The 24,183-nt window shown below is 71.1% G+C and carries 22 protein-coding genes; 19 read left to right on the top strand and 3 right to left on the bottom strand.

Annotated features, from left to right (window positions below; translation table 11 throughout):
• The first annotated feature begins 35 nt into the window (after nucleotides 1-35).
• Both ABT147_RS37915 and ABT147_RS37910 read left to right on the top strand, forming a co-directional pair.
• On the top strand, nucleotides 36-890 hold the full coding sequence (locus tag ABT147_RS37915) for a thioesterase family protein (RefSeq protein WP_351414995.1): 855 nt from the start codon (nucleotides 36-38) through the stop codon (nucleotides 888-890).
• Nucleotides 891-1,113: 223 nt separating this feature from the next.
• Nucleotides 1,114-1,530, top strand: coding sequence for a hypothetical protein (locus tag ABT147_RS37910; protein WP_351414993.1), 417 nt, complete (start codon nucleotides 1,114-1,116; stop codon nucleotides 1,528-1,530).
• Nucleotides 1,531-1,600: 70 nt separating this feature from the next.
• Here the strand turns inward: ABT147_RS37910 and ABT147_RS37905 are convergent, their stop codons facing one another.
• Nucleotides 1,601-2,227: a TetR family transcriptional regulator gene (locus tag ABT147_RS37905; protein WP_351414990.1), complete on the bottom strand. Its 627-nt coding sequence runs from the start codon at nucleotides 2,225-2,227 to the stop codon at nucleotides 1,601-1,603.
• 135 nt (nucleotides 2,228-2,362) lie between these two features.
• Here ABT147_RS37905 and ABT147_RS37900 point away from each other — a divergent pair, with 135 nt between their 5' ends.
• The 3 genes from ABT147_RS37900 to ABT147_RS37890 all read left to right on the top strand — a co-directional run bounded on the left by ABT147_RS37900 (nucleotide 2,363) and on the right by ABT147_RS37890 (nucleotide 4,134).
• Nucleotides 2,363-2,527, top strand: coding sequence for a hypothetical protein (locus tag ABT147_RS37900; protein ID WP_193241768.1), 165 nt, complete (start codon nucleotides 2,363-2,365; stop codon nucleotides 2,525-2,527).
• Between the two features lie 32 nt (nucleotides 2,528-2,559).
• Nucleotides 2,560-2,844: a DUF4190 domain-containing protein gene (locus tag ABT147_RS37895; protein WP_351414987.1), complete on the top strand. Its 285-nt coding sequence runs from the start codon at nucleotides 2,560-2,562 to the stop codon at nucleotides 2,842-2,844.
• A 120-nt stretch (nucleotides 2,845-2,964) separates the two neighbouring features.
• Entirely contained in the window at nucleotides 2,965-4,134 is a 1,170-nt protein-coding gene (locus ABT147_RS37890) for a cysteine desulfurase family protein (protein WP_351414985.1), read from the top strand.
• Between the two features lie 16 nt (nucleotides 4,135-4,150).
• Here ABT147_RS37890 and ABT147_RS37885 read toward each other — a convergent pair whose 3' ends face one another.
• Both ABT147_RS37885 and ABT147_RS37880 read right to left on the bottom strand, forming a co-directional pair.
• A complete protein-coding gene (locus ABT147_RS37885; protein WP_351414982.1) occupies nucleotides 4,151-5,656 on the bottom strand; it encodes a multicopper oxidase family protein in 1,506 nt (501 codons plus the stop codon).
• A 342-nt stretch (nucleotides 5,657-5,998) separates the two neighbouring features.
• Nucleotides 5,999-6,727: an N-acetylmuramoyl-L-alanine amidase gene (locus ABT147_RS37880; RefSeq protein WP_351414980.1), complete on the bottom strand. Its 729-nt coding sequence runs from the start codon at nucleotides 6,725-6,727 to the stop codon at nucleotides 5,999-6,001.
• Between the two features lie 60 nt (nucleotides 6,728-6,787).
• Between ABT147_RS37880 and mnmA the strand changes: the two genes are divergently transcribed.
• The 14 genes from mnmA (at nucleotide 6,788) to ABT147_RS37810 (ending at nucleotide 24,145) form a co-directional block, all read left to right on the top strand.
• Complete coding sequence (mnmA, locus tag ABT147_RS37875; protein WP_351414978.1) at nucleotides 6,788-7,918, top strand: tRNA 2-thiouridine(34) synthase MnmA; 1,131 nt, start codon at nucleotides 6,788-6,790, stop codon at nucleotides 7,916-7,918.
• Nucleotides 7,919-8,256: 338 nt separating this feature from the next.
• Nucleotides 8,257-9,030, top strand: coding sequence for a class I SAM-dependent methyltransferase (locus tag ABT147_RS37870; protein WP_351415047.1), 774 nt, complete (start codon nucleotides 8,257-8,259; stop codon nucleotides 9,028-9,030).
• Between the two features lie 9 nt (nucleotides 9,031-9,039).
• On the top strand, nucleotides 9,040-9,579 hold the full coding sequence (locus tag ABT147_RS37865) for an LOG family protein (protein WP_351414975.1): 540 nt from the start codon (nucleotides 9,040-9,042) through the stop codon (nucleotides 9,577-9,579).
• 65 nt (nucleotides 9,580-9,644) lie between these two features.
• Nucleotides 9,645-10,340 (top strand): SDR family oxidoreductase, encoded by a 696-nt coding sequence (locus ABT147_RS37860; protein WP_351414973.1) that lies wholly within the window; start codon nucleotides 9,645-9,647, stop codon nucleotides 10,338-10,340.
• A 198-nt stretch (nucleotides 10,341-10,538) separates the two neighbouring features.
• Entirely contained in the window at nucleotides 10,539-11,555 is a 1,017-nt protein-coding gene (locus ABT147_RS37855; RefSeq protein WP_351414971.1) for a methionine synthase, read from the top strand.
• Nucleotides 11,556-11,570: 15 nt separating this feature from the next.
• Nucleotides 11,571-13,784 carry an NAD-dependent DNA ligase LigA gene (gene ligA / locus ABT147_RS37850; RefSeq protein ID WP_351414969.1) on the top strand — a complete coding sequence of 738 codons (2,214 nt, stop codon included), beginning with the start codon at nucleotides 11,571-11,573 and terminating at the stop codon, nucleotides 13,782-13,784.
• Nucleotides 13,785-14,010: 226 nt separating this feature from the next.
• On the top strand, nucleotides 14,011-16,386 hold the full coding sequence (locus ABT147_RS37845; RefSeq protein ID WP_351414967.1) for a putative bifunctional diguanylate cyclase/phosphodiesterase: 2,376 nt from the start codon (nucleotides 14,011-14,013) through the stop codon (nucleotides 16,384-16,386).
• Between the two features lie 394 nt (nucleotides 16,387-16,780).
• Nucleotides 16,781-17,077 carry an Asp-tRNA(Asn)/Glu-tRNA(Gln) amidotransferase subunit GatC gene (gene gatC / locus ABT147_RS37840; protein ID WP_005480000.1) on the top strand — a complete coding sequence of 99 codons (297 nt, stop codon included), beginning with the start codon at nucleotides 16,781-16,783 and terminating at the stop codon, nucleotides 17,075-17,077.
• 7 nt (nucleotides 17,078-17,084) lie between these two features.
• Nucleotides 17,085-18,581 carry an Asp-tRNA(Asn)/Glu-tRNA(Gln) amidotransferase subunit GatA gene (gatA, locus tag ABT147_RS37835; RefSeq protein WP_351414962.1) on the top strand — a complete coding sequence of 499 codons (1,497 nt, stop codon included), beginning with the start codon at nucleotides 17,085-17,087 and terminating at the stop codon, nucleotides 18,579-18,581.
• Nucleotides 18,578-18,820, top strand: coding sequence for a hypothetical protein (locus tag ABT147_RS37830; protein ID WP_005479998.1), 243 nt, complete (start codon nucleotides 18,578-18,580; stop codon nucleotides 18,818-18,820). The genes gatA and ABT147_RS37830 overlap by 4 nt, the downstream gene beginning before the upstream one ends.
• A gap of 16 nt (nucleotides 18,821-18,836) precedes the next feature.
• Nucleotides 18,837-20,351 (top strand): Asp-tRNA(Asn)/Glu-tRNA(Gln) amidotransferase subunit GatB, encoded by a 1,515-nt coding sequence (gene gatB / locus ABT147_RS37825; RefSeq protein ID WP_351414960.1) that lies wholly within the window; start codon nucleotides 18,837-18,839, stop codon nucleotides 20,349-20,351.
• 233 nt (nucleotides 20,352-20,584) lie between these two features.
• Nucleotides 20,585-22,942, top strand: a complete 2,358-nt coding sequence (locus ABT147_RS37820; protein WP_351414958.1) for an MMPL family transporter — start codon at nucleotides 20,585-20,587, stop codon at nucleotides 22,940-22,942.
• Nucleotides 22,920-23,495: a GNAT family N-acetyltransferase gene (locus ABT147_RS37815; protein ID WP_351414955.1), complete on the top strand. Its 576-nt coding sequence runs from the start codon at nucleotides 22,920-22,922 to the stop codon at nucleotides 23,493-23,495. Before ABT147_RS37820 ends, ABT147_RS37815 begins: the two co-directional genes overlap by 23 nt.
• A gap of 35 nt (nucleotides 23,496-23,530) precedes the next feature.
• Nucleotides 23,531-24,145, top strand: coding sequence for a hypothetical protein (locus tag ABT147_RS37810; RefSeq protein WP_351414953.1), 615 nt, complete (start codon nucleotides 23,531-23,533; stop codon nucleotides 24,143-24,145).
• The last annotated feature ends 38 nt before the right edge of the window (nucleotides 24,146-24,183 follow it).

Genomic DNA, 24,183 nt, shown 5'->3' with positions numbered 1-24,183 from the left:
TACCGCTTAGTAATCACCTGTTGTACGGTTCACCCATGCCCGAAGCAGCTTCCGTACAGGCCACCGTCGGCGACAGCGAGTTCGACCGGGACACCGCGGTCACCCGACGGGGACCCGGCGTCTACGACATCGACCTCTCGGCCGGCTGGACCATCATCGGCGCCGTCAACGGCGGTTATCTGCTCGCCGTGCTCGGCCGTGCCCTCGCCGACGCGCTGCCGCACGGCGACCCGTTCACGATCTCCGCGCACTACCTGACCGCCTCCCAGCCGGGCCCGGCGGTCGTGCGCACCGACGTCGTACGCACCGGCAGGACCCTGTCGACCGGCCAGGCATCCCTCTTCCAGTACGACGACGCGGGCCGGGAGATCGAGCGGATACGGGTCCTCGCCTCCTACGGCGATCTCGACGCCCTCCCGGACGACGTCCGTACGACGGCGAAGCCGCCCGCGATCCCGCCGATCGAGCAGTGCTTCGGCCCGCAGGACGCCCCCGGCCCCGTCCCCGGCGGCTCCGCGATCACCGACCGGCTGTTCCTGAAGCTCGACCCCGCGACCCTCGGCTGGGCGCTCGGCGCGCCCTCCGGCAAGGGCGAGATGCGGTCCTGGTTCGGGCTCGCCGACGGCCGCGATGCCGACCCCTTCTCCCTGCTCCTCGCCGTGGACGCGCTGCCGCCGACCGCCTTCGAGCTGGGCCTCAAGGGCTGGGTCCCGACGGTCGAGCTGACCGTCCACGTCCGCTGCCGCCCGGCGCCCGGCCCGCTCCGCGTCGCCATCTCCACCCGCAACCTCGCCGGCGGCTTCCTGGAGGAGGACGCCGAGGTCTGGGACAGCGCGGACCGACTGGTCGCGCAGTCACGGCAGTTGGCACGCGCCAGGCTGTCGGACTGAGAGTCCCGGCGGCCCGGGAGCCGATGGCGCGGTGCTCCTCTGTCACGAGCTTGTACCAGGCGCGAGTTGCGGTGGAGGTGTGAAAGGCCAGGTCGGGCGGGGTGTGTTGGTGATCGCTTTGCGGTTCGCACAGGCTTGGCACAGCGCGAACCCAAGAGAGCCCCAAGCTGCGTTGCTTCGATGCCGCTCACGAACTCCCTCATCGTTCTTGGAGTTGTCTCTCATGAAGCGTGCGCGTCTCGTCCCCGCCGTCGCCCTGCTGGCGGCCGCACCCCTCTTCCTTGTGGCGTGCGGCTCCAGCGACTCGTCGTCGTCCACCTCGAACAACGGCACCACCGGCCAACAGAGCTGCCAGGCCCCGTCGGGTGCGCCGTCCGGAGCCCCCTCGGGCGCCCCCTCCGGCCAGCCGTCCGCGAACGGCCAGGCGCCGTCCGGTGCCCCGTCCGGCGCGCCCTCGGGCCAGCCCTCCGGCGCGCCGAGCGGTGCCCCCGGCGGAGGCGGCCAGAACGGCGGCCCCGGCGGCGGTGGCGGCTGCGGCGGCCCCGGTGGCGGCGGTCAGCAGGGGCAGGGCGGGCAGGCCCCGAGCGGGGCGCCTGACCAGGAGGCCTCGGCGTCGGCGTCGGCGTCCAAGGGCAGCTGACCGTAAGTATGAAGAGGGAGGGCGCGCCCGATCGCCGGGCGCGCCCTCCCTCTTCGTATGTGCCGCCGGCTCAGTCCAGCCAGTGGCGACAGCCGATGCTGATCAGCCGCATACGGCGGCCCGCCAGCCGGGTCGCCCGCAGACGCTCCTCCTCGGGCTCGCCCTGGACCTCCAGGAACAGCGAGGCGGTCACCAGCATCTGATCGACGTACAGCCCCGCGAGCATCAGCCGGTCGGCGTCGGTCCACCCGTCGGTCTCCGGCCGCCTGGCCAGCTCATCGCGCACCTCCTCGGCGAACCGCACCAGTTGCCCCTGGATGGCGTCCCGCACCGGCTGGACCCCGCTGTGCCGTTCGCGCGCGATGAACCGGACGTGCGCGGGGTACGCGTCCACGTGGCGGGCGATCAGATCGACGGCGCGCTCGATGAGTTCGTCGCTGTCGCCCACCGCCGACATCAGATCCCCGAGCACCGGGTGCAGACTGCCGAGCACCTCCTCGACCAGCGCGACACCGAGGTCGGCGGTCGACCGGAAGTGCCGGTAGAACGCGGTCGGGGCGACGCCCACGGCCCGGGTGACCTCGCGAAGTCCCAGGCTGCTGAGGCTCTGCTCCTCCAGCAGTCCGAGCGCGGCGTCCATGAGCGCCTGCCGGGTCTTCTGCTTCTGGACCTGCCGGATGCCGAGGGTGTGACTCATACCATGCAGTTAACAACTGTTCTCCGTAATTGCAAAGCCGGGCGACGCGCTAGACTTGGCAGTCAGTGAACAGTTGTAACCACAACCGTTCACCCAGCCGTAACGAACGAACCCGTACCGAGAGGCGAACCCACCATGTTGTTCCTCGTCGCCGCACTTCTGCTGCTGGGTGTCGTCCTGGGCACCGTCGCCCATGTGCCGCTGGCCGTCTCGTCCGCCCTCGCGGCCGGCATCGCCCTCTGGCTCGCGGTCTTCGCGTACCGCGAGCGCCACGCCCGCCGCACCCGCACCACCGACTGACCGTCCCCTTCGCCGTTGGGAGCAGACCGACCATGCAGCTCACCGCCGCACGTCAGCAGACCGGAACGACCACCACGCGCACCCGAGGCCGCGACGCCGACGGCATGGCCGTCGCCTCCTTCGTCCTCGGACTCCTGGGCCTCCTCGTCCTCAACCTCTTCCTCGGCCCCATCGCGATCGTCCTGGCCGCCCTCGCCCTCAAGCGCGGCACGACCCGCCGAGGCCGCGCCTTCCTGGGCATGGGCCTGGGCGTGGCCGACCTCGTCGTCCTGGCAACCCTGATGGAGACGACGAACACGGTGTCCTGGAGCTTCTGAGGCCGGAGGGGTGAGGGCTCAGGGGGAGGGCGGGCACAGCCGACAGCGCCGGGTGCCTTACAGCCAACTCCAGGAGCACCCGAGGCCGCTTGAACTCGGCCCCGTAGAATCGGGCCCACCATGGCTTACCTCGACCACGCGGCGACCACCCCGATGCTCCCCGAGGCGGCAGAGGCCCTGACCGCCCAGCTGAGCGTCACCGGCAACGCCTCCTCGCTGCACGCCTCCGGCCGCCGAGCGCGGCGCACCGTCGAGGAGGCCCGCGAAACCCTCGCCGAAGCCCTCGGCGCCCGCCCCAGCGAGGTGGTCCTCACCTCCGGCGGCACCGAGGCCGACAACCTCGCCGTGAAGGGCCTGTACTGGGCCCGCCGCGACGCCGACCCGGCCCGCACCCGCGTCCTCGCCAGCCCCGTCGAACACCACGCCGTCCTCGACGCCGTCCACTGGCTCGGCGAACACGAGGGCGCCACCGTCGAGTACCTCCCGGTCGACCCGTACGGCCGAGTCCACCCGGACACCCTCCGCGAGGCCATCGCCCGCAACCCCGACGACGTCGCCCTGGCCACCGTGATGTGGGCCAACAACGAGATCGGCACGATCATGCCGGTCCGTGAACTCGCCGACGTGGCCCAGGAGTTCGACGTCCCGCTGCACGCCGACGCGGTCCAGGCGTTCGGGCAGGTTCCGGTCGACTTCGACGCCTCCGGCCTCGCCGCCATGACCGTCTCCGGCCACAAGATCGGCGGCCCGTACGGCATCGGCGCCCTGCTGCTGGGCCGCGAGTACAGCCCCGTACCGGTCCTGCACGGCGGCGGCCAGGAGCGCCATGTCCGCTCCGGCACCCTCGACGTGCCGGCCGTCGCCTCGTTCGCGGTCGCGGGCCGGCTCGCCGCCGAGCAGCACGAGTGGTTCGCCCGGGAGATCGGCGCCCTGCGCGACGCGCTGGTCGAGGCGGTCCGTACGGCGGTGCCGGACGCGATCCTGGGCGGTGACCCGTCCCCGGCGGGGCGCCTCCCGGCCAACGCGCACTTCACGTTCCCCGGCTGCGAGGGCGACTCCCTGCTCCTCCTCCTCGACGCCCAGGGCATCGAGTGCTCCACGGGCTCCGCCTGCACCGCCGGTGTCGCCCAGCCCAGCCACGTCCTCCTCGCCACCGGCACCGACCCCGACCTGGCCCGCGGCACCCTCCGCTTCTCCTTCGGCCACACCTCCACCGAGGCGGACGTCGAGGCGGTCGCCAAGGCGATCGGCCCGGTCGTGGAACGCGCCCGCAACGCGGGCCTGAGCTGAGAAGCCGTACCGGGAGCTAGCTCTCCATCACCATCAGGCCGGCCATCATGCCCTCGTCCTCGTGCTGGAGGAGATGGCAGTGGAGCATGTACATGTACGTGTCGTCCGCGAAGTCGGTGAACTCCATGGCGATCTTGATGGAACCGCCGCCGACCACCTCGTAGGTGTCGAACCAGCCGAGATCGACGCCGGCCGGCTCCTCGCCGTTGATCTCGATCAGCTGGAACGGCACGTCGTGCAGATGGAACGAGTGCTCCAGCATCGTGTTGTTGGTGATCGTCCAGATCTCCTGGGAGCCGAGCGTCGTCATGATCGTCGCCATGGAGTCCATGGTGGTGCCGACCGCCCCGTTGATCGCCATCTCCAGGCCGTCCTGGTCGAGGGTGATCTCGCGGGCGGTGAAGCCCGAAGTGTCGTACCGCTCGATCGTGTTGAGCGAGGACGGCAGGTCGTCGGGCGTGTCCGAGGCGTCCGGCGTGACGGTCAGGAAGTCGAACGTACCGCTGCCGCCGCGGACCCATCCGGTCGTGATGACGGCCTGGAGCGTGACCGCGTCACTGAGGTCCATGACGAACTCGGCGCGCCCGCCCGCCACCAGCCGGATGGTCTCCACCTCGGTGGCCTCGGTGAGATAGCCCTGCTCGGTGGCGATCTGGGTGAGGGTGCCGCCGTCGCCGCGCTGCACGGTGATGATGTCGGACGGCGAGGCGTTCAGGACCCGGAACCGGGTGCGGGTCTTCGTCGCGGTGAACGTGAGCGTGGTGTCGTCGACGTTCGTGCCGTTGCACAGCACCGGGAAGCTGAGGGTGTTGCGGAGGTAGCCGTTCAGGTCGTACTTGATGTCGCCCGCGGCGTCGGTGGCCAGGCACTGCAGGACGATCGGGATGTCGTCGACGCCGTACTCGCTCGGCAGCGCGGCGGACGCGGCGGTCTCGTCCTCCACGATGATCACACCGGCCAGCCCGTGCACGACCTGCTCGGCCGTGGTGCCGAGTGCGTGCGGGTGGTACCAGAGCGTCTTGGCCTCGTCGAGGATCTCGAAGGTGGGGGACCAGGTCTCCCCGGCGGCGAAGGCGTTCTGCGGGCCGCCGTCCATGTCGGGCGGGATGTGAGCGCCGTGGAAGTGGACGCTGGTGTCGGCGTCGAGGTCGTTGGTGATGTTCAGCAGGACCGTGGAGCCGGTGGTCCACTTCATGGTGGGGCCGAGGAACGACCCGTTGTAGCCGGCGGTGTCGCTGGTGATGCCGCTGAGCACCTCGTGCGTACCGGTCTGTGCGGTCAGCGTGAACGTGGTGGTCCCGTCCGAGGTGGTGCCCTCCAGCAGGTCCGGGATGTTCAGCGTGGCGGTGTTGGTCGCGGCGCCCGCCTTGTTGCCCTTCGCGTCGGTCAGCAGCGAGAAGGTCGTACCGGCCGCCGCGACCGCCGCCAGCCCGGCCCCCGCCATGCCGCCGAGGAACTTGCGGCGGTGCAGCCCCTTGCCCTTGCCCCTGTGACCGGCCTTGCGCTCCGTGTTGTTCGTCATGAGCCGGGATGGTTGACCCGAGGGCTGTGTAAGCACTGGGGTGAAGTTGGGAGAGGGCCGAGGGGGCTGTGAGACCGCCGTGAGCCCGCGAGCCCTTCAACTCACCCGATCCCAGGGCGAGTTGGGGGCGCCGCAGGTCGGGTCCGGGGCGCGGGACGTATCGGACGGCCGGCGGACGGGAAACGTCGGCGGGCCCGTGTGCGTGTGATGCGCGCCACAATCCGACGGGTCTGTGTCGCCGCTGTTCCGCCCCCCTCGCACCGCTGTGACCCGACTGTCCGCGCCCGCGACCCACTGACCGTCACGTTCAGGCGGCCGTCGGGGTCATGCGACCGTTCGGCGTCAGGCGGGCGTCTGCGTCTGGGCCGTGGCCGCCGCGCGCACCAGCTTCATGTACCGGTCCCAGTCCCAGCCCTCGCCGGGGTCCGTGTGGTCCGTCCCCGGGACCTCGACATGGCCGAGGATGTGCTCGCGGTCGAGCGGGATGTCGTACCGCGCGCAGATACGGGCCGTCAGCCGCGCGGAGGCCTCGTACATCTCGGTGGTGAAGTCCTCGGGCTTCTCGACGAAGCCCTCGTGCTCGATGCCGACACTGCGCTCGTTGTAGTCGCGGTTGCCCGCGTGGTAGGCCACGTCCAGCTCGCGGATCATCTGCGTGACATGGCCGTCCTTGCGGACGATGTAGTGCGCGGCGGCGCCGTGCTTCGGGTCCTGGAAGACCTTCACGGCGCTGGCGAAACTGCCCTGGGTGACATGGATGATCACCATGTCTATGCCGAAGTCGTCCGGCCGGTCCGCCATCCGCCAGTTCGCGTCCGACGCCGAGACCCACTTCGCACCCGTGTAGTCGACCTCGCCCGCCTTGCGCGGCTTGGTGACGCCGGGCACCCGCCACCATGCGCGCGTCAGCTCGTCCCGGGCCACCACCGCCGTACCGACGGCGGCCACGGCCGTGCCGATGAGCAGCGCCCGGCGGCCCACGCGCCGGTCCGCGTCCTTGCCGCCGGAGGCGCTCGCGCCGCCACCCCCGGAACCGGTCGACCCGTTCTTCGAAGCCCGTCTCGTTCCCACGAGATCATCAACGGATACTCGCGGGCTCCGGTTCCCGGCGCCCCTTACCCTTGAGGGGTTATGACTGAGATCTCGCAGCGCTCCCGCCCCCTCCGTGTCCTCGCCGCCATGTCCGGCGGGGTCGATTCCGCCGTGGCCGCCGCCCGCGCGGCGGAAGCCGGGCACGACGTGACGGGCGTCCATCTGGCGCTCTCCGCGAACCCGCAGTCGTTCCGGACCGGCGCGCGCGGCTGCTGCACGATCGAGGACTCCCGGGACGCCCGCCGCGCCGCGGACGTCATCGGAATCCCCTTCTACGTGTGGGACCTCGCCGAGCGCTTCCGCGAGGACGTCGTCGAGGACTTCGTCGCCGAGTACGAGGCCGGCCGCACCCCGAACCCCTGCCTGCGCTGCAACGAGAAGATCAAGTTCGCGGCCCTCCTCGACAAGGCCCTCGCCCTCGGCTTCGACGCGGTCTGCACGGGCCACTACGCCCAGGTGATCGTGAACCCGGACGGCACCCGCGAGCTGCACCGCGCCTCCGACATGGCCAAGGACCAGTCGTACGTCCTGGGCGTCCTGGACGACCGGCAGCTCGCGCACGCGATGTTCCCCCTCGGCGACACCGTCACCACCAAGGACGAGATCCGCGCCGAGGCCGAGCGGCGGGGCCTCGCGGTCGCCAAGAAGCCCGACTCCCACGACATCTGCTTCATCGCCGACGGCGACACCCAGGGCTTCCTCGCCGACCGGCTGGGCCGCTCCGAGGGCGACATCGTCGACGAGTCCGGCAACGTCCTGGGCACCCACGAGGGCGCGTACGGATACACCATCGGCCAGCGCAAGGGCCTGCGCATCGGCACCCCCGCCCCCGACGGCAAGCCGCGCTACGTCCTCGACATCTCCCCGGTGAACAACACGGTCACGGTCGGCCCGGCCGCCGCCCTCGACGTCGACGCCCTGACCGCGATCCGCCCCCGCTGGTGCGGCGCGGCCCCCACGGGCCCCGGCACCTATACCGCCCAGCTCCGTGCCCACGGCGGTGAGACGGAGGTCCGCGCGGAACTGGTCGACGGCACCCTGGAGGTCACCTTCACGGAGCCCGTCCGCGGCGTCGCCCCCGGCCAGGCGATCGTCCTGTACGACGACACGCGCGTCGTGGGGTCGGCGACGATCGCCTCCACCACGCGCGCGCGGGCGGGCGTCGCGTAGGCCCACGGCCCGGCGCCCCCGCGCCCCGATCGTCCCTCCCCGGGTAGCCGTCTCCGTGTACGCGGAGCAGGCTGCTTGGTAGCTCTCGAACGCTCGGCCCCCACAGCTCCTCCAGGAGGCCGTAGCGGGACCCGGGGGCCGCTGGGAACGCCGGGGGGACGCAGGAGGTCGCCATGACAGCCACAGATCCGGCCGGACAGCCCGGGCCCGGAAACCCGTCACGGGACTCGTCACGGGATTCGTCGCGGGATCCGTCCTCGAACCTGTCGTCCCGGGACCGGTCCGGGAACCTGTCGTCCCGGGACCGGTCCGGGAACCGGCGGAGTCTCACGCACCGGATGCGGTACGCCCTGCGCCATCCCCAGCGCGTGCCGGCGCACGCCCACCGGGTGGCTCGGGACACCTGGCTGCGGCTGAGGCACCGCGACCACATCGCGTACTACCGGGCTGTCATGGCCTCCGACACGGCACGCAGCCCGGAGGCCGCCGTCGGGCACAACCCGTCGGTGGAGAAGTGGCAGCGCATGGGGCGGATGCAGTTCGACTACCTCCTGCGGCACGGTCTGGAGCCCCGGCACCGGATGCTGGAGATCGGCTGCGGGAACCTGCGGGCCGGGCGGCTGTTCATCGACCATCTGGACGCCGGGAACTACTACGGGATCGACATCTCGCCGGCCATCCTCATGGAGGCCCAGCGCACCCTCGCGCGCGAGGGTCTGCAATCCAAACTCCCCCATCTGGCGCTCGTCGCCGACCTCACGTTCTCCTTCCTGCCCGCCGGCCACTTCGACGTCGTCCACGCGCACAGCGTGTTCTCCCACTCCCCGCCGCACGTCATCGAGCAGTGCCTCGCCCACGTCGGCCGGGTCCTCGCCCCCGGCGGCTTCTTCGACTTCACCTTCGGCCGCACCGAGGGCACGGAACACCAGGTGCTCCACGAGGACTTCTACTACCGGACCGAGACCCTCGTCGAACTCGCCCGCGCACACGGCCTGTCCGCCCGCCTCATGGACGACTGGGAGGAACTGCCGCACCGCCAGTCCAAGATCCGCGTGACCGTCGCGGAGGAGGCCGGTGGAGGAGCGGGGCCCGGTGGCGGTGGGGCCCTTTAACGTGGACGCATGAACATCTGCGTCTTCCTCTCCGCCGCCGACCTCGACGAGCGCTACACCCGTCCCGCGAAGGAGTTCGCCGAGCTGATCGGCAAGGGCGGGCACACCCTGGTGTGGGGCGGTTCGGACGTCGGGCTGATGAAGGTGGTCGCCGACGGCGTGCAGGAGGCGGGCGGCAGACTCCTGGGCGTCTCGGTCGACTTCCTGGCGGCCAAGGCGCGGCCCGGTACCGACGAGATGGTGGTCGCGCGCGACCTCGCCGAGCGCAAGCGGCTGCTGCTGGAGAAGGCCGACGCGGTCGTCGTCATGGTCGGCGGGACCGGCACGCTCGACGAGGCGACCGAGATCCTGGAGCTGAAGAAGCACGGCCACACCGAGATGCCGGTCGTGCTTCTCAACACCGCGGGCTTCTACGACGGCCTGAAGGAGCAGTTCCGGCGCATGGAGGACGAAGGGTTCCTGCCCCGCCCGCTCACCGACCTGGTCTTCTTCGCGGAGGAGCCGGTCGGGGCGCTGGCGTACCTGGAGGAGAGCCGGGGCGTGGCCTAGTGGCCCGATCCCTTCTCCGCCGTCCTCTGTCCGCTGTCCCGCTCCGGTGATGCGAGCATGACGGCATGGCTACTCATGTGATCACCGGGGCGGGTTCCGGCATCGGCGCGGCCGTCGCCCGACGGCTGCACGAGCGCGGGGACGATCTCGTGCTGCACGCGCGCGACGCGGGGCGGGCGAAGGAACTGGCGGCGGAGTACCCGGGGGCGACGACCCTCGTCGGCGATCTGGCGGACCCGGACAGGCTCTCCTGGGCCTTCTCACACCAGAGCCTGCCCGACCGGGTGGACTCGCTGCTGCACATCGCGGGCGTGGTCGACCTCGGCGCGGTGGGCGATCTGACGCCGAAGTCCTGGCGGCACCAGCTCAACGTCAACCTCATCGCGCCCGCCGAGCTGACCCGGCACTTCCTGCCCCAACTCCGGGCGGCCCGGGGGCACGTGGTGTTCGTCAACTCCGGTGCGGGTCTCAACGCGCACGCGGACTGGTCGGCGTACGCCGCGTCCAAGCACGGGCTCAAGGCGCTGGCGGACTCGCTGCGGTGGGAGGAGCACGGGAAGGGGGTTCGGGTCACCACGGTGTATCCCGGGCGTACGGCCAGTCCCATGCAGGCGAAGGTGCACCAGCAGGAGGGCAAGGAGTACGACCCGTCGCGGTGGATCGCCCCCGAGTCGGTCGCCACGACGATCCTCATGGCCCTGGACCTGCCCCGCGACGCGGAGGTCAACGACCTGACGGTGCGCCCCGGGATCGCCCAGTAGCTCGGGGACGACCGTGATCGGGCGGCTGCGCGTGGTTCGTGGTTGCTCGCGCGGTTCCCCGCGCCCCCAGAAGCCCAGGCGGCCTGAAAAGCACGGGGCGCAGCCCCTGCTTTTCAGGGGCGCGGGGAACTGCGCGAGAAGCCCCACCGGACCCGCGGACTGCACACGGCCCTCGGAGTCGAACGTAGGCTTCGGGGCGTGAAACAAGACTTCGGCTTCGGCCCCGCCACCGGCATCGGCTCCATGCCCGGCGGCGACGCCAGGGAAGCCGCCAGGACCGTCACCGGGACCTTCGAGTGGCCGGAGACGGGCATGGCGTACCTGCCCGAACTCCCCGCCAGAGGCCCCGGCGCCGACATGATCGGCAGAACAGCCGGAATGCTGGTCGAGCTGTACGCGCGCGTGGAGCCCAGTGGCTGGCGCATCGGCGACCGCCCCGGCCGCGACACCAAGCGGGCCCGATCATGGCTCGGCGAGGACCTGGACGCACTGGAGGAGTTCACCCAGGGATACGAGGGCCCGCTGAAGGTGCAGGCCGTCGGCCCGTGGACACTCGCCGCCGCACTGGAGCTGCGGAACGGCGAGGTCGCCCTCTCCGACCCCGGCGCCTGCCGCGACCTCGCCGGCTCACTCGCCGAGGGCCTGCGCCAGCACCTCGCCGAGGTCCGCCGACGCGCACCGGCGGCCCGACTCGTCCTCCAGCTCGACGAACCCTCCCTCATCGCCGTCCTGCGCGGCCAGGTGAAGAGCGCGAGCGGCTACCGCACCCACCGCGCCGTCGACCGCCAAGTCATCGAGGCAACCCTCAGGGACGTCATCGGCGTCCACGCACCGGAGGGCGCGGTCATCGTGCACTCCTGCGCCCCCGACGTACCCTTCGCGCTCCTGCGCCGCGCCGGTGCCACCGGCATCTCCTTCGACTTCACCTTGCTCACCGAGCGTGACGACGACGCGATCGGGGAAGCGGTCGAAGGAGGCACGAAGCTGTTGGCCGGTGTCGTGCCGACCACGGAGGGCCCGTTGTCGGACCCTGCCGGTAGCGTCATGGGGGTCAGGACGCTGTGGCGCAGGCTGGGGCTGCATCCGGGGCTTCTCGCGGAGGCGGTCACGATCACTCCGACGTGCGGACTCGCGGGGGTCTCCCCGGCATACGCGCGCCGGGCGCTCGCCCACGGCGTCAAGGCGGCGAGATCTCTCGCGGACAACCCAGAGTAACGGGAGGACATCACGGTGGCCGGCGACAAGGACGCACAGCCCACATCGGTACCCGCCGAGGCAGCGGTGCCCGCCGAGGCACGCGAGAAGCACGCGCGCCTCGCCGAACAGATCGAGGAGCACCGCTTCCGGTACTACGTGAAGGACGCTCCCGTCGTCAGCGACGCGGAGTTCGACCGCCTCCTGCGCACCCTCGAAGGCCTGGAGGAGGAGCACCCCGAGCTGCGTACGCCCGACTCACCGACCCAGAAGGTCGCGGGCGCGTACGAGACGGAGTTCACGGCCGTCCAGCACCGCGAGCGCATGCTGTCGCTCGACAACGCCTTCACCGACGAGGAGTTGGCCGCCTGGGCCGAGCGCGTCGCCAAGGACGTCGGCACCGGCGACTACCACCTGCTGTGCGAGCTCAAGGTCGACGGCCTCGCCGTCAACCTCACCTACGAGCACGGCCGCCTCACCCGCGCGGCCACCCGCGGCGACGGCCGCACCGGCGAGGACATCACACCGAACGTCCGGACGATCGCCGAGATCCCGAACCACCTGACGGGCGACGAGGTCCCCGACCTCGTGGAGATCCGCGGCGAGGTCTACTTCCCGATGGAGAAGTTCGCGGAGCTCAACGCCCGCCTGCTGGAGGCCGGCGACAAGCCTTTCGCCAACCCGCGCAACGCGGCGGCCGGCTCACTGCGCCAGAAGGACCCGCGCGTCACCGCCACCCGCCCGCTCCACATGGTCGTGCACGGCATCGGCGCGCTGGAGGGCTTCGGCGGCCTCACCCGCCTCTCCCAGGCCTACGACCTCCTCAAGTCCTGGGGCCTGCCCACCGCCAAGCACAACAGAGTGGTCGACGACCTCGACGGCGTACGGGAGTTCATCGCCTACTACGGCGAGAACCGCCACTCCGTGGAGCACGAGATCGACGGCGCGGTCGTCAAGCTCGACGAGATCCCCCTCCAGGGCCGCCTCGGCTCCACCTCCCGCGCCCCACGCTGGGCCATCGCGTACAAGTACGCGCCGGAGGAGGTCAACACCAAGCTCGTCAACATCCGTGTGGGTGTGGGCCGTACCGGCAGGGTGACGCCGTACGCCCAGGTCGAGCCGGTCACGGTGGCCGGCTCGGAGGTCGAGTTCGCCACGCTGCACAACCAGGACGTCGTCAAGGCCAAGGGCGTCCTCATCGGGGACACGGTCGTGATCCGCAAGGCCGGCGACGTCATCCCCGAGATCCTCGGCCCGGTCGTGGACCTGCGCGACGGCACCGAGCGCGAGTTCGTGATGCCGGCCGAGTGCCCGGAGTGCGGGACGCCGCTCGCGCCCGCCAAGGAGGGCGACATCGACCTGCGTTGCCCCAACTCCCGTACCTGCCCGGCCCAGTTGCGCGAACGGCTCTTCTATCTCGCCGGACGCAAGTGCCTGGACATCGAGAACTTCGGATACGTCGCCGCCGCCGCGCTCACCAAGCCGCTGGAGCCGTCCGAGCCGCCTCTCCTCGACGAGGGCGACCTCTTCGACCTGACCGTCGAGCACCTGCTGCCCATCAAGGCGTACGTCCTCGACCAGGACAGCGGCCTGCCCAAGCGCGATCCGAAGACCGGCGAGGAGAAGATCGTCACGGTCTTCGCCAACCAGGAGGGGGCGGCCAAGAAGAACGCGGTCGCGATGCTGGAGAACATCCGGGCGGCCAAGGAGCGGCCGCTCGCCAGGATTCTGACCGGTCTGTCGATCCGCCACGTCGGACCCGTCGCGGCGGAGGCGCTCGCCCGCGAGTTCCGGTCCATCGACCGCATCGAGCAGGCCACCGAGGATGAGCTCGCCACCACCGAGGGCGTGGGCCCGGTCATCGCGGCCTCCCTCAAGGAGTGGTTCGCGGTGGACTGGCACCAGGAGATCCTTCGTAAGTGGAAGGCCGCCGGCGTTCGGACGGAGGAGGAGGGCTCCGGCGAGGACGAGGGCTCAAGGCCCCTCGAAGGGCTGACGGTCGTGGTCACCGGCACACTCGAACACCACACCCGCGACGGGGCCAAGGAGGCGCTGCAGAGCCGGGGCGCCAAGGTGACCGGCTCGGTCTCCAAGAAGACCTCGTTCGTCGTGGTGGGGGAGAACCCGGGCTCCAAGTACGACAAGGCGATGCAGCTCAAGGTGCCCGTCCTGAACGAGGACGGCTTCGCCGTGCTGCTCGAACAGGGACCGGACGCGGCGACGGAAGTCGCGCTTCCGATCGAGGAGTAGGGGTTGAAGGCCACCCGTTCGGCGCATACCAGATGCATACGGGTGGCCGGTCGCATTCGGGCAACCGACGTCGACCGCTGCCCGTGGAAGCCTTGTGCGGCCTACTGTTGAGGTGTGCGCCTGCCGTGCCCGGACGCGTGGTGGGTTTTCGGACGCGGTGCCGTTGAGGTTGTCGGGAGCAACGGGCCGCGTGGCGTGGGCACCGCCGGCTGTGAGAGGGACGGGAATGGAACCGACCGAGAGCGTCGCCCCGGACTCACGGCTGCGCCTGCGCCGGGTGTCCGGGGCCTGGCGATGGGGGCGCTCCCTGCTCATGGGGGGACGCCCGTTCGAGGGAAGCCCGGAGCAGGCTACCCGGGAGCGGGGTTCCGGGCAGACGACGGCGGCGGAGTCCGGGATCGGGAAGGCCCGGCCGCCCGGCCGTACGGCCGGGAGCGCACGCGGCTCCCTCGTATCGGGTCCGGCCCAGCTCACCTCCCCCACCATGGTCGGCTCCGGCGGGCCCCCCGCGGTCACCGGCGCCCTCAGCGAGGGCCGCGGACACGAACTGCCCGGGCACGACGCCGAGCGCCACATGTCCTGGCCCGCGCTGCCCGCCGTGATCGTCGGCCTCGCCGGCGCCATCCTGGGCGCCGGGTTCTACCGGGCGTTCGTCGGGCAGCACGCGCTCTTCCCGGCCGGAGCGGTCGGCTGGTCCCTCGCCCTCCTGACCGGCATCATCGTCGGCCATCTCGTCGCCATGGGCCGCGCCCGCTGGTGGGGCGGCACCGGCTCCGGCGCCGCCCTCACCCTCGCCGTCCTGCTGCTGTACGGCTGGGTCGCCGCCGGAATGGTCAGCCTCACCGTCGTCGTCCTCGTCGGCATCGCCCGCCGGGGCCGCTGGCGGCAGGGCGTCCTGCACGGCGCGGTCGACATCCTCGGCATCGGCGCCGCCGCGCTCGTCCTGCGGGTCTTCGGCCGGGTCCCCTCGGTGGAGCGGCCCTGGGACCCGGACAGCTGGAACCTCTACTCGGCGCCCCAGGTCGCCCTGGTCGCCATCGCCTACCTCGCGGTGAGCCGCGCCCTGCTCTGGTATCTGGCCGCACCGCGCGGCGGACTGCCCACCGTCGCGCGCACGGCCCTGGTCAGGCAAGGCCTCGTCGCCGTGGCGCTGCTCGGCATCGCCCCGCTCGTCTGCGTCGTCGCCCTCGCCCAGCCGCTGCTGCTGCCGCTCTTCGCCATCCCCCTCATCGCGCTCGACTCCACCCTGTGGATAGCCCGCGCCCGTGCCGAGGAACAGCTGCGCGACCCGCTCACCGGACTGCCGAACCGCCAGTGGCTGCTGGAGCGGACCTGGACGGCTCTGGACGACGCCGAACGCATCGGGGCGAGGTCGGCACTGATGCTGATCGACCTCGACCGCTTCCGGTCCGTCAACGACACCCTCGGGCACCTGGCGGGCGACCGGCTGCTGTTGCAGATAGCCGATCGGCTGCGGGTCGCCCTGCCGCGCGGAGCGGAGGCCGCACGGCTCGGCGGTGACGAGTTCGCCGTCCTGCTGCCCGTCGCCGACTCCACGACGTCCGCGTCGCGGGTCGCCCGCAATCTCGTCGCCGCGCTCGGCTCACCGCTCGACCTCGACGGGCTCACCCTCGTCCTGGAGGCCAGCGCCGGGCTCGCCGTCTTCCCCGACCACGCGCTCGACGCGGAGGGGCTGCTGCGGCGGGCGGACGTGGCGATGTACCAGGCGAAGCGGGACCGTACGGGCGTCGAGGTCTACGAGTCCAAGCGGGACTCGAACACCCCGGACCGGCTCGGTCTGCTGGGCGATCTGCGGCGCGCGCTCGACGCGCAGGAGGTCGAGCTGCACTACCAGCCGAAGGTCCAGTTCGACGGCCAGGTCGCCGGCCTGGAGGCGCTGGTGCGGTGGGTGCATCCCGAACGGGGGAAGGTGCCGCCGGACGAGTTCATAGCGATCGCCGAGTCCTCCGGGCTGATGCCGCATCTGACGGAGTACGTCCTGGAGACCGCGCTCGCGCAGGTGGCGCGGTGGCGGGCGCAGGGTCTGCACGTACCGGTCGCGGTGAACGTGTCCCCGCGCGACGTCCACACCCCCGGCTTCGCGGGCGCGGTGGCCGCGCGGCTCGCCCGCCATGGGGTTCCCGCCGGGTCGTTGCAGCTGGAGATAACGGAACACGTGCTCCTGGAGGACCCGCAGCGGGCCGCGGACACCCTGGCCGGGCTGACCGGGCACGGGGTGAAGATGTCGCTCGACGACTTCGGGACGGGGTATTCGTCGCTGGTCCATCTGCGGCGGCTGCCGGTGAGCGAGCTGAAGATCGACCGGTCGTTCGTGGCGCGGCTGGCGATCGACAACGAGGACGCGGAGATCGTGCGCTGCACGGTGGATCTCGCGCATTCGCTCGGGCTGCTCGTCGTCGCGGAGGGGGTCGAGGACGACGAGACGTGGGAGCGGTTGCGGGATCTGGGGTGCGACGCGGTGCAGGGGTGGCTCGTCGCCGCGGCGATGCCTCCGGAGGAGGCCACGGCCTGGTTGCGGGCGCGGGGGTCTCGGGGGTGGCAGCGGCCGGCCGCGGCGTTGCCTGCGACGGCGGACGAGTAGCCGGGGCGCCTGACAGCTCGGGGGTTCTGGTTCGTTGGCGGGTGCGGCTCCGGTGGGGGCTGGTCGCGCAGTTCCCCGCGCCCCTAGAAGCTTCAGGCCCCTGCGGGCCTGAAAGACCACGGCCCCGGTGCCTGAAAGACGACGGGGCAGCGGGCCTGAAAGACGACCGGGCTGCGGGCCTGAGAGACGAGCGGGGCTGCGGGCTGAAAAGCACGGGGCGCAGCCCCGGCTTTTCAGGGGCGCGGGGAACTGCGCGAGAAGCCCCACTCACCCGCACCCGCCCGATTACAGTGCACCCCGAGCTACTGGGCGCCCGGCCCAGCGGCGCGCCCCGCGCCCCGCGCCCCATAGGATTGGCGCCAAACCACACACACTCACCCCAGAGGATCGCTGCATGCCTGGCATTACGCGCGAGGAGGTCGCCCACCTCGCACGGCTGGCGCGTCTGGAGCTGAAGCCCGAAGAACTCGAACACTTCGCGGGCCAGCTGGACGACATCATCGGCGCGGTCGCCCGCGTCAGCGAGGTCGCCGACCAAGATGTTCCGCCGACCTCGCACCCGCTGCCGCTGACGAACGTCATGCGCGCGGACGAGGTCCGTCCGTCGCTCACCCCCGAGCAGGCACTTTCCGCCGCCCCGGCCCAGGAGCAGCAGCGTTTCAAGGTGCCGCAGATCCTGGGGGAGGACTGATCACGTCATGACCGACACCATCATCAAGCTCACCGCGGCCCAGATCGCCGCGAAGATCGCTTCCGGCGAACTCACCGCCGTACAGGTCACCGAGGCCCACCTCGCCCGGATCGAGGCCGTCGACGAGAAGGTGCACGCCTTCCTGCACGTCGACCGTGAGGGCGCCCTCGCCCAGGCCCGTGCCGTCGACGAGAAGAAGGCCAGGGGCGAGAAGCTCGGCCCGCTCGCCGGTGTCCCGCTCGCGCTCAAGGACATCTTCACCACGGTCGGGATTCCGACGACCGTCGGTTCGAAGATCCTCGAAGGCTGGATCCCGCCGTACGACGCCACGCTCACCAAGCGCCTCAAGGACGCGGACGTCGTCATCCTCGGCAAGACCAACATGGACGAGTTCGCCATGGGGTCCTCCACCGAGAACAGCGCGTACGGGCCGACCGGCAACCCCTGGGACCTCACCCGTATCCCGGGCGGCTCCGGCGGCGGTTCGTCCGCCTCGCTCGCCTCCTACCAGGCCCCCCTCGCCATCGGCACCGACACCGGCGGCTCCATCCGCCAGCCGGCCGCCGTCACCGGCACGGTCGGCGTCAAGCCCACGTACGGGGCCGTGTCGAGGTACGGCATGGTCGCCTTCTCCTCCTCCCTCGACCAGGGCGGACCCTGCGCCCGCACGGTCCTGGACGCCGCGCTGCTGCACGAGGTGATCGCCGGGCACGACCCGCTCGACTCCACCTCCATCGACGCCCCGGTCCCGCCGGTCGTCGAGGCCGCCCGCAACGGCAGCGTCGCCGGGATGCGCGTCGGTGTCGTCAAGCAGTTCCGCGGCGAGGGCTACCAGGCCGGTGTGCTGCAGCGGTTCGACGAGTCGGTCGAGCTGCTGAAGGAGCTGGGCGCCGAGATCGTCGAGCTGGACTGCCCGTCGTTCGACCTGGCGCTGGCCGCGTACTACCTGATCGCGCCGAGCGAGTGTTCGAGCAACCTCGCCCGCTTCGACGGCCTGCGCTACGGCCTGCGGACCGGCGACGACGGCACGCACTCCGCCGAGGAGGTCACCTCCCTCACCCGTGAGGCGGGCTTCGGCCCCGAGGTGAAGCGCCGCATCATGCTCGGCACGTACGCGCTCAGCTCCGGCTACTACGACGCGTACTACGGCAGCGCCCAGAAGGTCCGTACGCTCATCACGCGCGACTTCGAGAAGTCGTTCGAGAAGGTCGACGTCATCGTCTCGCCGACCACGCCCACCACCGCCTTCCCGATCGGCGAGCGCGCCGACGACCCGATGGCGATGTACCTCGCGGACCTCTGCACGATCCCGACCAACCTCGCGGGCAACGCCGCGATGTCCCTGCCCTGCGGCCTCGCGCCGGAGGACGGGCTGCCGGTCGGACTGCAGATCATCGCCCCGGCGCTGAAGGACGACCGTCTTTACAAGGTCGGCGCCGCCGTCGAGGCCGCCTTCGTGGAAAAGTGGGGGCACCCGCTCCTGGAGGAGGCTCCGTCGTTGTGAGCAACGCACTGTCCAAGGCCAAGGACTTCCAGAAGTCCAAGTCCGGTACGTACGTGTCCATCGCCACCACCGCCTTCGGCGCGTGGGGCATCGCCAAGCGGATCAAGAAGGCCCGTGTCGAGCAGGACACACTGCGGCTGATCGACGCGTCGGTGGCCGCCGTCGGCATCGTCACCGGCCTCGCCATCCTGTACCGCGAACTGAAGCGGCTGGGCGACGACGACGTCCTGCTGGGCTGAGAGGGAAGTTTCCACCGTGACCACCACGACCGACCTGGTGTCGTACGAGGACGCGCTGGCGTCGTACGACCCCGTCATGGGCCTCGAGGTCCATGTCGAACTCGGCACCAAGACCAAGATGTTCTGCGGCTGTTCGACCGAACTGGGTCAGGACGCCAACACGCAGACCTGCCCCACCTGCCTCGGCCTGCCCGGCGCGCTGCCGGTCGTCAACGCGATCGGCGTCGAGTCCGCGATCAGGATCGGTCTCGCGCTGAACTGCGAGATCGCCGAATGGTGCCGTTTCGCCCGGAAGAACTACTTCTATCCGGACATGCCGAAGAACTTCCAGACCTCCCAGTACGACGAGCCGATCGCCTTCAACGGCTACCTCGACGTGCAGCTGGAGGACGGCGAGACCTTCCGTGTGGAGATCGAGCGCGCCCACATGGAGGAGGACACCGGCAAGTCCACGCACGTCGGTGGTGCGACGGGCCGTATCCACGGCGCCTCGCACTCGCTGCTCGACTACAACCGCGCGGGCATCCCCCTCATCGAGATCGTCACCAAGCCGATCGAGGGCGCGGGCGAGCGGGCCCCCGAGGTCGCCAAGGCGTACGTCCGTGAGCTGCGCGAGGTCATCAAGGCGCTCGGCGTCTCGGAGGCCCGTATGGAGATGGGCCAGATGCGCTGCGACGTGAACCTGTCGCTGCGCCCGCACGGCCGGGAGAAGTTCGGCACGCGCTCCGAGACGAAGAACGTGAACTCGCTGCGGTCCGTGGAGCGCGCGGCCCGCTTCGAGATCCAGCGGCACGCCGCCGTCCTGAACGGCGGCGGGACGATCGTCCAGGAGACCCGGCACTTCCACGAGGACACGGGGTCCACGACCTCGGGCCGAGTGAAGGAGGAGGCCGAGGACTACCGGTACTTCCCCGAGCCGGACCTCGTGCCGGTGGCCCCCTCGCGCGAGTGGGTCGAGGAGATCCGGGCCTCTCTGCCCGAACTGCCGCTGGTCCGTCGCAACCGGCTCCTCGCGGAGTGGGGCATCTCGGGCACCGAGATGCAGGCGATTCTCAACGCCGGCGCGCTGGACCTGATCGTCGCCACCATCGAGGCCGGGGCCGACGCCGTCTCCGCCCGCAAGTGGTGGATGGGCGAGCTGGCCCGCAGCGCCAACGAGTCGGGCACGTCGCTCGACGAGCTGGCGATCACGCCGGAGCAGGTCGCCCGGGTCACCGCGCTGGTGACGAAGGGCGATCTGAACGACAAGCTGGCCCGCCAGGTCATCGAGGGCGTCCTCGCGGGCGAAGGCGCCCCGGACGAGGTCGTCGACAAGCGCGGTCTGAAGGTCGTCTCCGACGAGGGCGCCCTGACGACGGCCGTCGAGGAGGCCATCGCCGGCAACCCGGCCATCGCCGACAAGATCCGCGGCGGCAAGGTGGCCGCGGCCGGAGCCCTGGTCGGCGCGGTCATGAAGGCCACGCGCGGCCAGGCGGACGCGGCCCGCGTCAAGGAGCTGATCCTGGAGAAGCTGGGCGTCAGCGAGGGCTGAACGCGACAGCGGCCACCCGCGTATCCCTGAGGGCGGCCCATCACGGCACAACACCGCGATGGGCCGCCCTCAGCCGTGTCACGGCGGTGACGCGGGGCGACAGAGTGCCGTCGTTTGTCCTGTGAGGTGCCTCCCATCCCATGTGAGGAGACCCTCAAAGGGGCCAAACGATCACATCCTGGTGCAACAGTTGCCAGGAATCCCTCCCACATCCCCCCTCAGGAGCACGATCCGTGGCAGCCCTAGCGCGCTGGTGTGTCCGGCACCGTCTTGTCGCCGTACTCCTGTGGCTCGTCGCCTTCGCCGGCACGGCCGCCGCCGCCACCGCCGCGGGAGCCGCGTACTCGAACGACTACAAGACCCCCGGAACCGAGTCCAGCCGCGCCACCGACCTCCTGAGCGAAGGCTTCCCGGGCGCCAGCGGCGACAGCGCCACCGTCGTCTGGCACACGGACAAGGGGTCCGTGCGGGCCGCCGCCGTCGAGCAGACGATGACCCGCACCCTCGACAAGATCGCCGAGCTGCCGGGCATCGCCGCCGTGACCGACCCGTACGACGGCGCCGACGGCGGCCGGATCAGCGAGAACGGCCGTACGGCGTACGCCACCGTCACCTTCGACAGGCCGGCCGAGGACGTGGAGAAGGCGCAGGCCGAGGCTCTCGTCGACACCGCGAAGGACGCCGAGGGCGACGGGCTCCAGGTCGAGCTGGGCGGCACCTCGATCGGGCTCACCGAGAGCTCGGGCGGGCATCTCGCCGAGATCGTCGGCGTGCTCGTCGCCGCCGTGGTCCTCTTCCTCGCCTTCGGCTCGCTCGCCGCCAGCATGCTGCCGATCGCGACCGCCCTGGTCAGCGTGGGCACCGCCTATGCGGGGATCACCCTGCTCGGGCACGCGATGACGGTCGCCGACTTCGCGCCCATGCTGGGCACCCTGATCGGCCTCGGCGTCGGTATCGACTACGCGCTGTTCATCGTGACCCGGCACCGTCGGGGGCTGAAGCGGGGGCTGTCCGTAGAGGAGGCCGCGCGGAGCGCCGTCGCGACCACCGGACGAGCCGTGGTCTTCGCGGGCGCCACGGTCTGCATAGCCCTGCTCGGCATGCTGATCCTGCGGCTCGGCTTCCTCAACGGCGTCGCGATCGCCGCCTCCCTCACCGTGGTCCTCACCGTCGCCGCCTCCGTGACGCTGCTGCCGGCCCTGCTGTCGTTCATCGGCATGCGGGCGCTGAGCCGCCGCGAGCGCCGCCGCCTCGCCGAGCACGGCCCCGAGCCCGAACTGCCCACCGGCTTCGCCGCCCGCTGGTCCGCCTTCGTCGAACGGCACCCCAAGAAGCTCGGCGCCATCGCCCTCGTCGTCATGACCCTGCTCGCCCTGCCCACCCTCGGACTGCGCCTGGGCACCTCCGACCAGGGCAACGACCCGAAGGCGACCACCACCCGCCAGGCCTACGACCTCCTCGCGGAGGGCTTCGGCCCGGGGGTCAACGGCCCGCTCACCCTGGTCACCGAGGTCGACGGCGCCGCCGACAAACTCGCCCTCGACAACCTCGACACCACACTCAGGGCCACCGACGGCGTCTCGGCGGTGACCCCGGTGACGTACAGCACCGGCGGCGACACCGCGTACCTCACCGTCGTACCGGACTCCTCCCCGCAGTCCGCGAGGACCAGCGATCTGGTCGAACGGCTGCGCGACGAGGTGCTGCCGCGCGCCGAGACCGGCACCTCGCTCGATCTGCACGTCGGCGGGGTGACCGCCGGTTACGACGACTTCGCGGACGTCATCGTCGGCAAGCTCCCGCTGTTCGTGGGCGTCGTCATCGGCCTCGGCTGTCTGCTGCTCCTGCTCGCCTTCCGGTCCATCGGGATACCGCTCAAGGCCGCCGCGATGAACGTGGCCGCCGTCGCCGCCGCGTTCGGTGTGGTCGTCGCGATCTTCCAGTGGGGCTGGGGCAGCGAGCTGCTGGGCCTCGGCCGGGCCGGGCCGATCGAGCCGTTCCTCCCGGTGATCATGGTCTCGGTCCTCTTCGGGCTCTCCATGGACTACCAGGTCTTCCTGGTCAGCCGGATGTACGAGGAGTGGCTGGAGACCGGCGACAACCGGCGCGCGGTCCGCGTCGGCCTCGCCGAGACCAGCCGGGTGATCAACTCTGCGGCGGTCATCATGATCTCCGTCTTCCTCGCCTTCGTACTCAGCGGCGACCGCGTGATCGCCATGTTCGGCATCGCGCTGGCCGCCGCCGTCGCCCTCGACGCCTTCGTCCTGCGTACGCTCCTCGTCCCCGCCCTGATGCATCTGCTCGGCGGCGCCAACTGGTGGCTGCCCCGCTGGCTCGACCGGCGCATGCCCCGCATCAGCATCGAGCCGCCCGAATCCCGCGCCGCCCATGAGAGGCTGGCCGCCGCGACGGACGCCGAGGCGGCGGACGTACTGGCGGGGGAAGCCGGCGAAGCACCGGCGGGGGACGCCGACGCGACGGACGTACGGACCGCGGACGTACGGACCACGGACGTAGGGACCGCAGATGTACGGACCGCGGACGTACGGGTGAAGGAGCGACAGCCGGATGTACGCGATATCCCTGGGTGACGACGGAGCCGAACTGCGGCCGCTGGAGCCCTGGCACGCCGAGGAGTTCCTCGCACACCTGGAACGGGGGCGGGACTTCATCAACGAGTACATCCCCTTCGGTCAGACCGCCACGGACAGCGTGTCCGCGCGGGCCGTCCTCCAGCGGTACGCCGACCTGCGCGCCGCCGACACCGGCTCCCTGCACGGCATCTGGCTCGACGGCAAGCTCGTCGGCGGGGTCCTCTTCCTCAACTTCGACGCGGAGAACGCCAACTGCGAGGTCGGCTGCTGGCTGGAACCCGCCGGCGCGGGACGGGGGCTCGTCACCCGCGCGATGCGGATCCTCATCGACTGGGCCGTCGACGTCCGCGCCATCCACCGGGTGGAGTGGATGGCGGCCTCCGGCAACACGCCGAGCCTGAACGTGGCACGGCGGCTCGGCATGGTCAGGGACGGTGTGCAGCGGGAGAGATATCCCCACCGAGGTGTCCGGCACGACTTGGAGATATGGTCCGTCCTGGCGCCCGAATGGCGTGCTGCACGCGCTCGCGGCGCTCACAGCGAGCGTTAAGAAACCTCTCAGACAACATTCGTACGGTGCGAGGTATGGGAACCAAGACAGCTGACGAGACCGGGGCCGACACGGGCGCCGAGGCCAGGAACGACGACGAGTCGGTGAAGGGCACCGACCTCACCAAGGAGGGCACGGCGAAGGAGGAAGCCGCGACGGAAGCCGGTGACGCGGTCGAGGCCGACGCCACCGAGGGCTCCGACGAGGCCGGAGACTTCGACGAGGAGTTCCCGCCGCCCGCCGCGAAGGCGTCGCCGGGTGTGGGACAGGGTGCCGCCGGCATCGTGTCCGTGGTGCTGGGCCTGGTCTCGCTGACCGGCGGCTGGGTCGGCACGGTCGCCTCCGCGCGCGAGGAGATCACCGGCCAGATCGAGATGCAGGCCGCGACGAACGCGACCGTCGCCACCCAGCTCCAGGCGGTCTACGGCGACGCCTGGCAGGCCTCCGCGCTGTGGGGCGGCATCTTCGCGCTGATCGGGCTGATCGTCGGTGTCGCCGTGCTGGTGCGGCCCGCGTTCGGCGACCCCGACCAGGTGCAGGCGCCGTGGATCAAGTCCGTCGCCTGGGCCGGTGTCTCGGTCGGCTTCATCGGGCTGGTGCTCGCCGCCCTGAAGTACTCCGACCTCCTGCTGTCACTGCCGAGCACCTGACGGTGGCCCGCCCGGACCGGGCGGGAGAGCGGCTTCTG

The organism is Streptomyces sp. NPDC001868 (assembly GCF_040297125.1).
In the GTDB taxonomy this organism is placed as follows: domain Bacteria; phylum Actinomycetota; class Actinomycetes; order Streptomycetales; family Streptomycetaceae; genus Streptomyces.
Note: the sequence above shows the minus strand (reverse complement) of the source record. Positions and strands in the feature narration are given on the sequence as shown.

What these genes read in the sequence shown, in the direction of transcription:
- ABT147_RS37900 (WP_193241768.1), top strand. Translation starts at nt 2,363, where the DNA reads ATGTTGTTCCTCGTCGCCGCACTTCTGCTGCTGGGTGTCGTCCTGGGC.
- ABT147_RS37845 (WP_351414967.1), top strand. Translation starts at nt 14,011, where the DNA reads ATGGAACCGACCGAGAGCGTCGCCCCGGACTCACGGCTGCGCCTGCGC.
- ABT147_RS37895 (WP_351414987.1), top strand. Translation starts at nt 2,560, where the DNA reads ATGCAGCTCACCGCCGCACGTCAGCAGACCGGAACGACCACCACGCGC.
- ABT147_RS37865 (WP_351414975.1), top strand. Translation starts at nt 9,040, where the DNA reads ATGAACATCTGCGTCTTCCTCTCCGCCGCCGACCTCGACGAGCGCTAC.
- ABT147_RS37810 (WP_351414953.1), top strand. Translation starts at nt 23,531, where the DNA reads ATGGGAACCAAGACAGCTGACGAGACCGGGGCCGACACGGGCGCCGAG.
- ABT147_RS37870 (WP_351415047.1), top strand. Translation starts at nt 8,257, where the DNA reads ATGCGGTACGCCCTGCGCCATCCCCAGCGCGTGCCGGCGCACGCCCAC.
- ABT147_RS37885 (WP_351414982.1), bottom strand. Translation starts at nt 5,656, where the DNA reads ATGACGAACAACACGGAGCGCAAGGCCGGTCACAGGGGCAAGGGCAAG.
- ABT147_RS37860 (WP_351414973.1), top strand. Translation starts at nt 9,645, where the DNA reads ATGGCTACTCATGTGATCACCGGGGCGGGTTCCGGCATCGGCGCGGCC.
- gatA (WP_351414962.1), top strand. Translation starts at nt 17,085, where the DNA reads ATGACCGACACCATCATCAAGCTCACCGCGGCCCAGATCGCCGCGAAG.
- gatC (WP_005480000.1), top strand. Translation starts at nt 16,781, where the DNA reads ATGCCTGGCATTACGCGCGAGGAGGTCGCCCACCTCGCACGGCTGGCG.
- ABT147_RS37890 (WP_351414985.1), top strand. Translation starts at nt 2,965, where the DNA reads ATGGCTTACCTCGACCACGCGGCGACCACCCCGATGCTCCCCGAGGCG.
- ABT147_RS37915 (WP_351414995.1), top strand. Translation starts at nt 36, where the DNA reads ATGCCCGAAGCAGCTTCCGTACAGGCCACCGTCGGCGACAGCGAGTTC.
- ABT147_RS37910 (WP_351414993.1), top strand. Translation starts at nt 1,114, where the DNA reads ATGAAGCGTGCGCGTCTCGTCCCCGCCGTCGCCCTGCTGGCGGCCGCA.
- ABT147_RS37815 (WP_351414955.1), top strand. Translation starts at nt 22,920, where the DNA reads ATGTACGCGATATCCCTGGGTGACGACGGAGCCGAACTGCGGCCGCTG.
- ABT147_RS37905 (WP_351414990.1), bottom strand. Translation starts at nt 2,227, where the DNA reads ATGAGTCACACCCTCGGCATCCGGCAGGTCCAGAAGCAGAAGACCCGG.
- mnmA (WP_351414978.1), top strand. Translation starts at nt 6,788, where the DNA reads ATGACTGAGATCTCGCAGCGCTCCCGCCCCCTCCGTGTCCTCGCCGCC.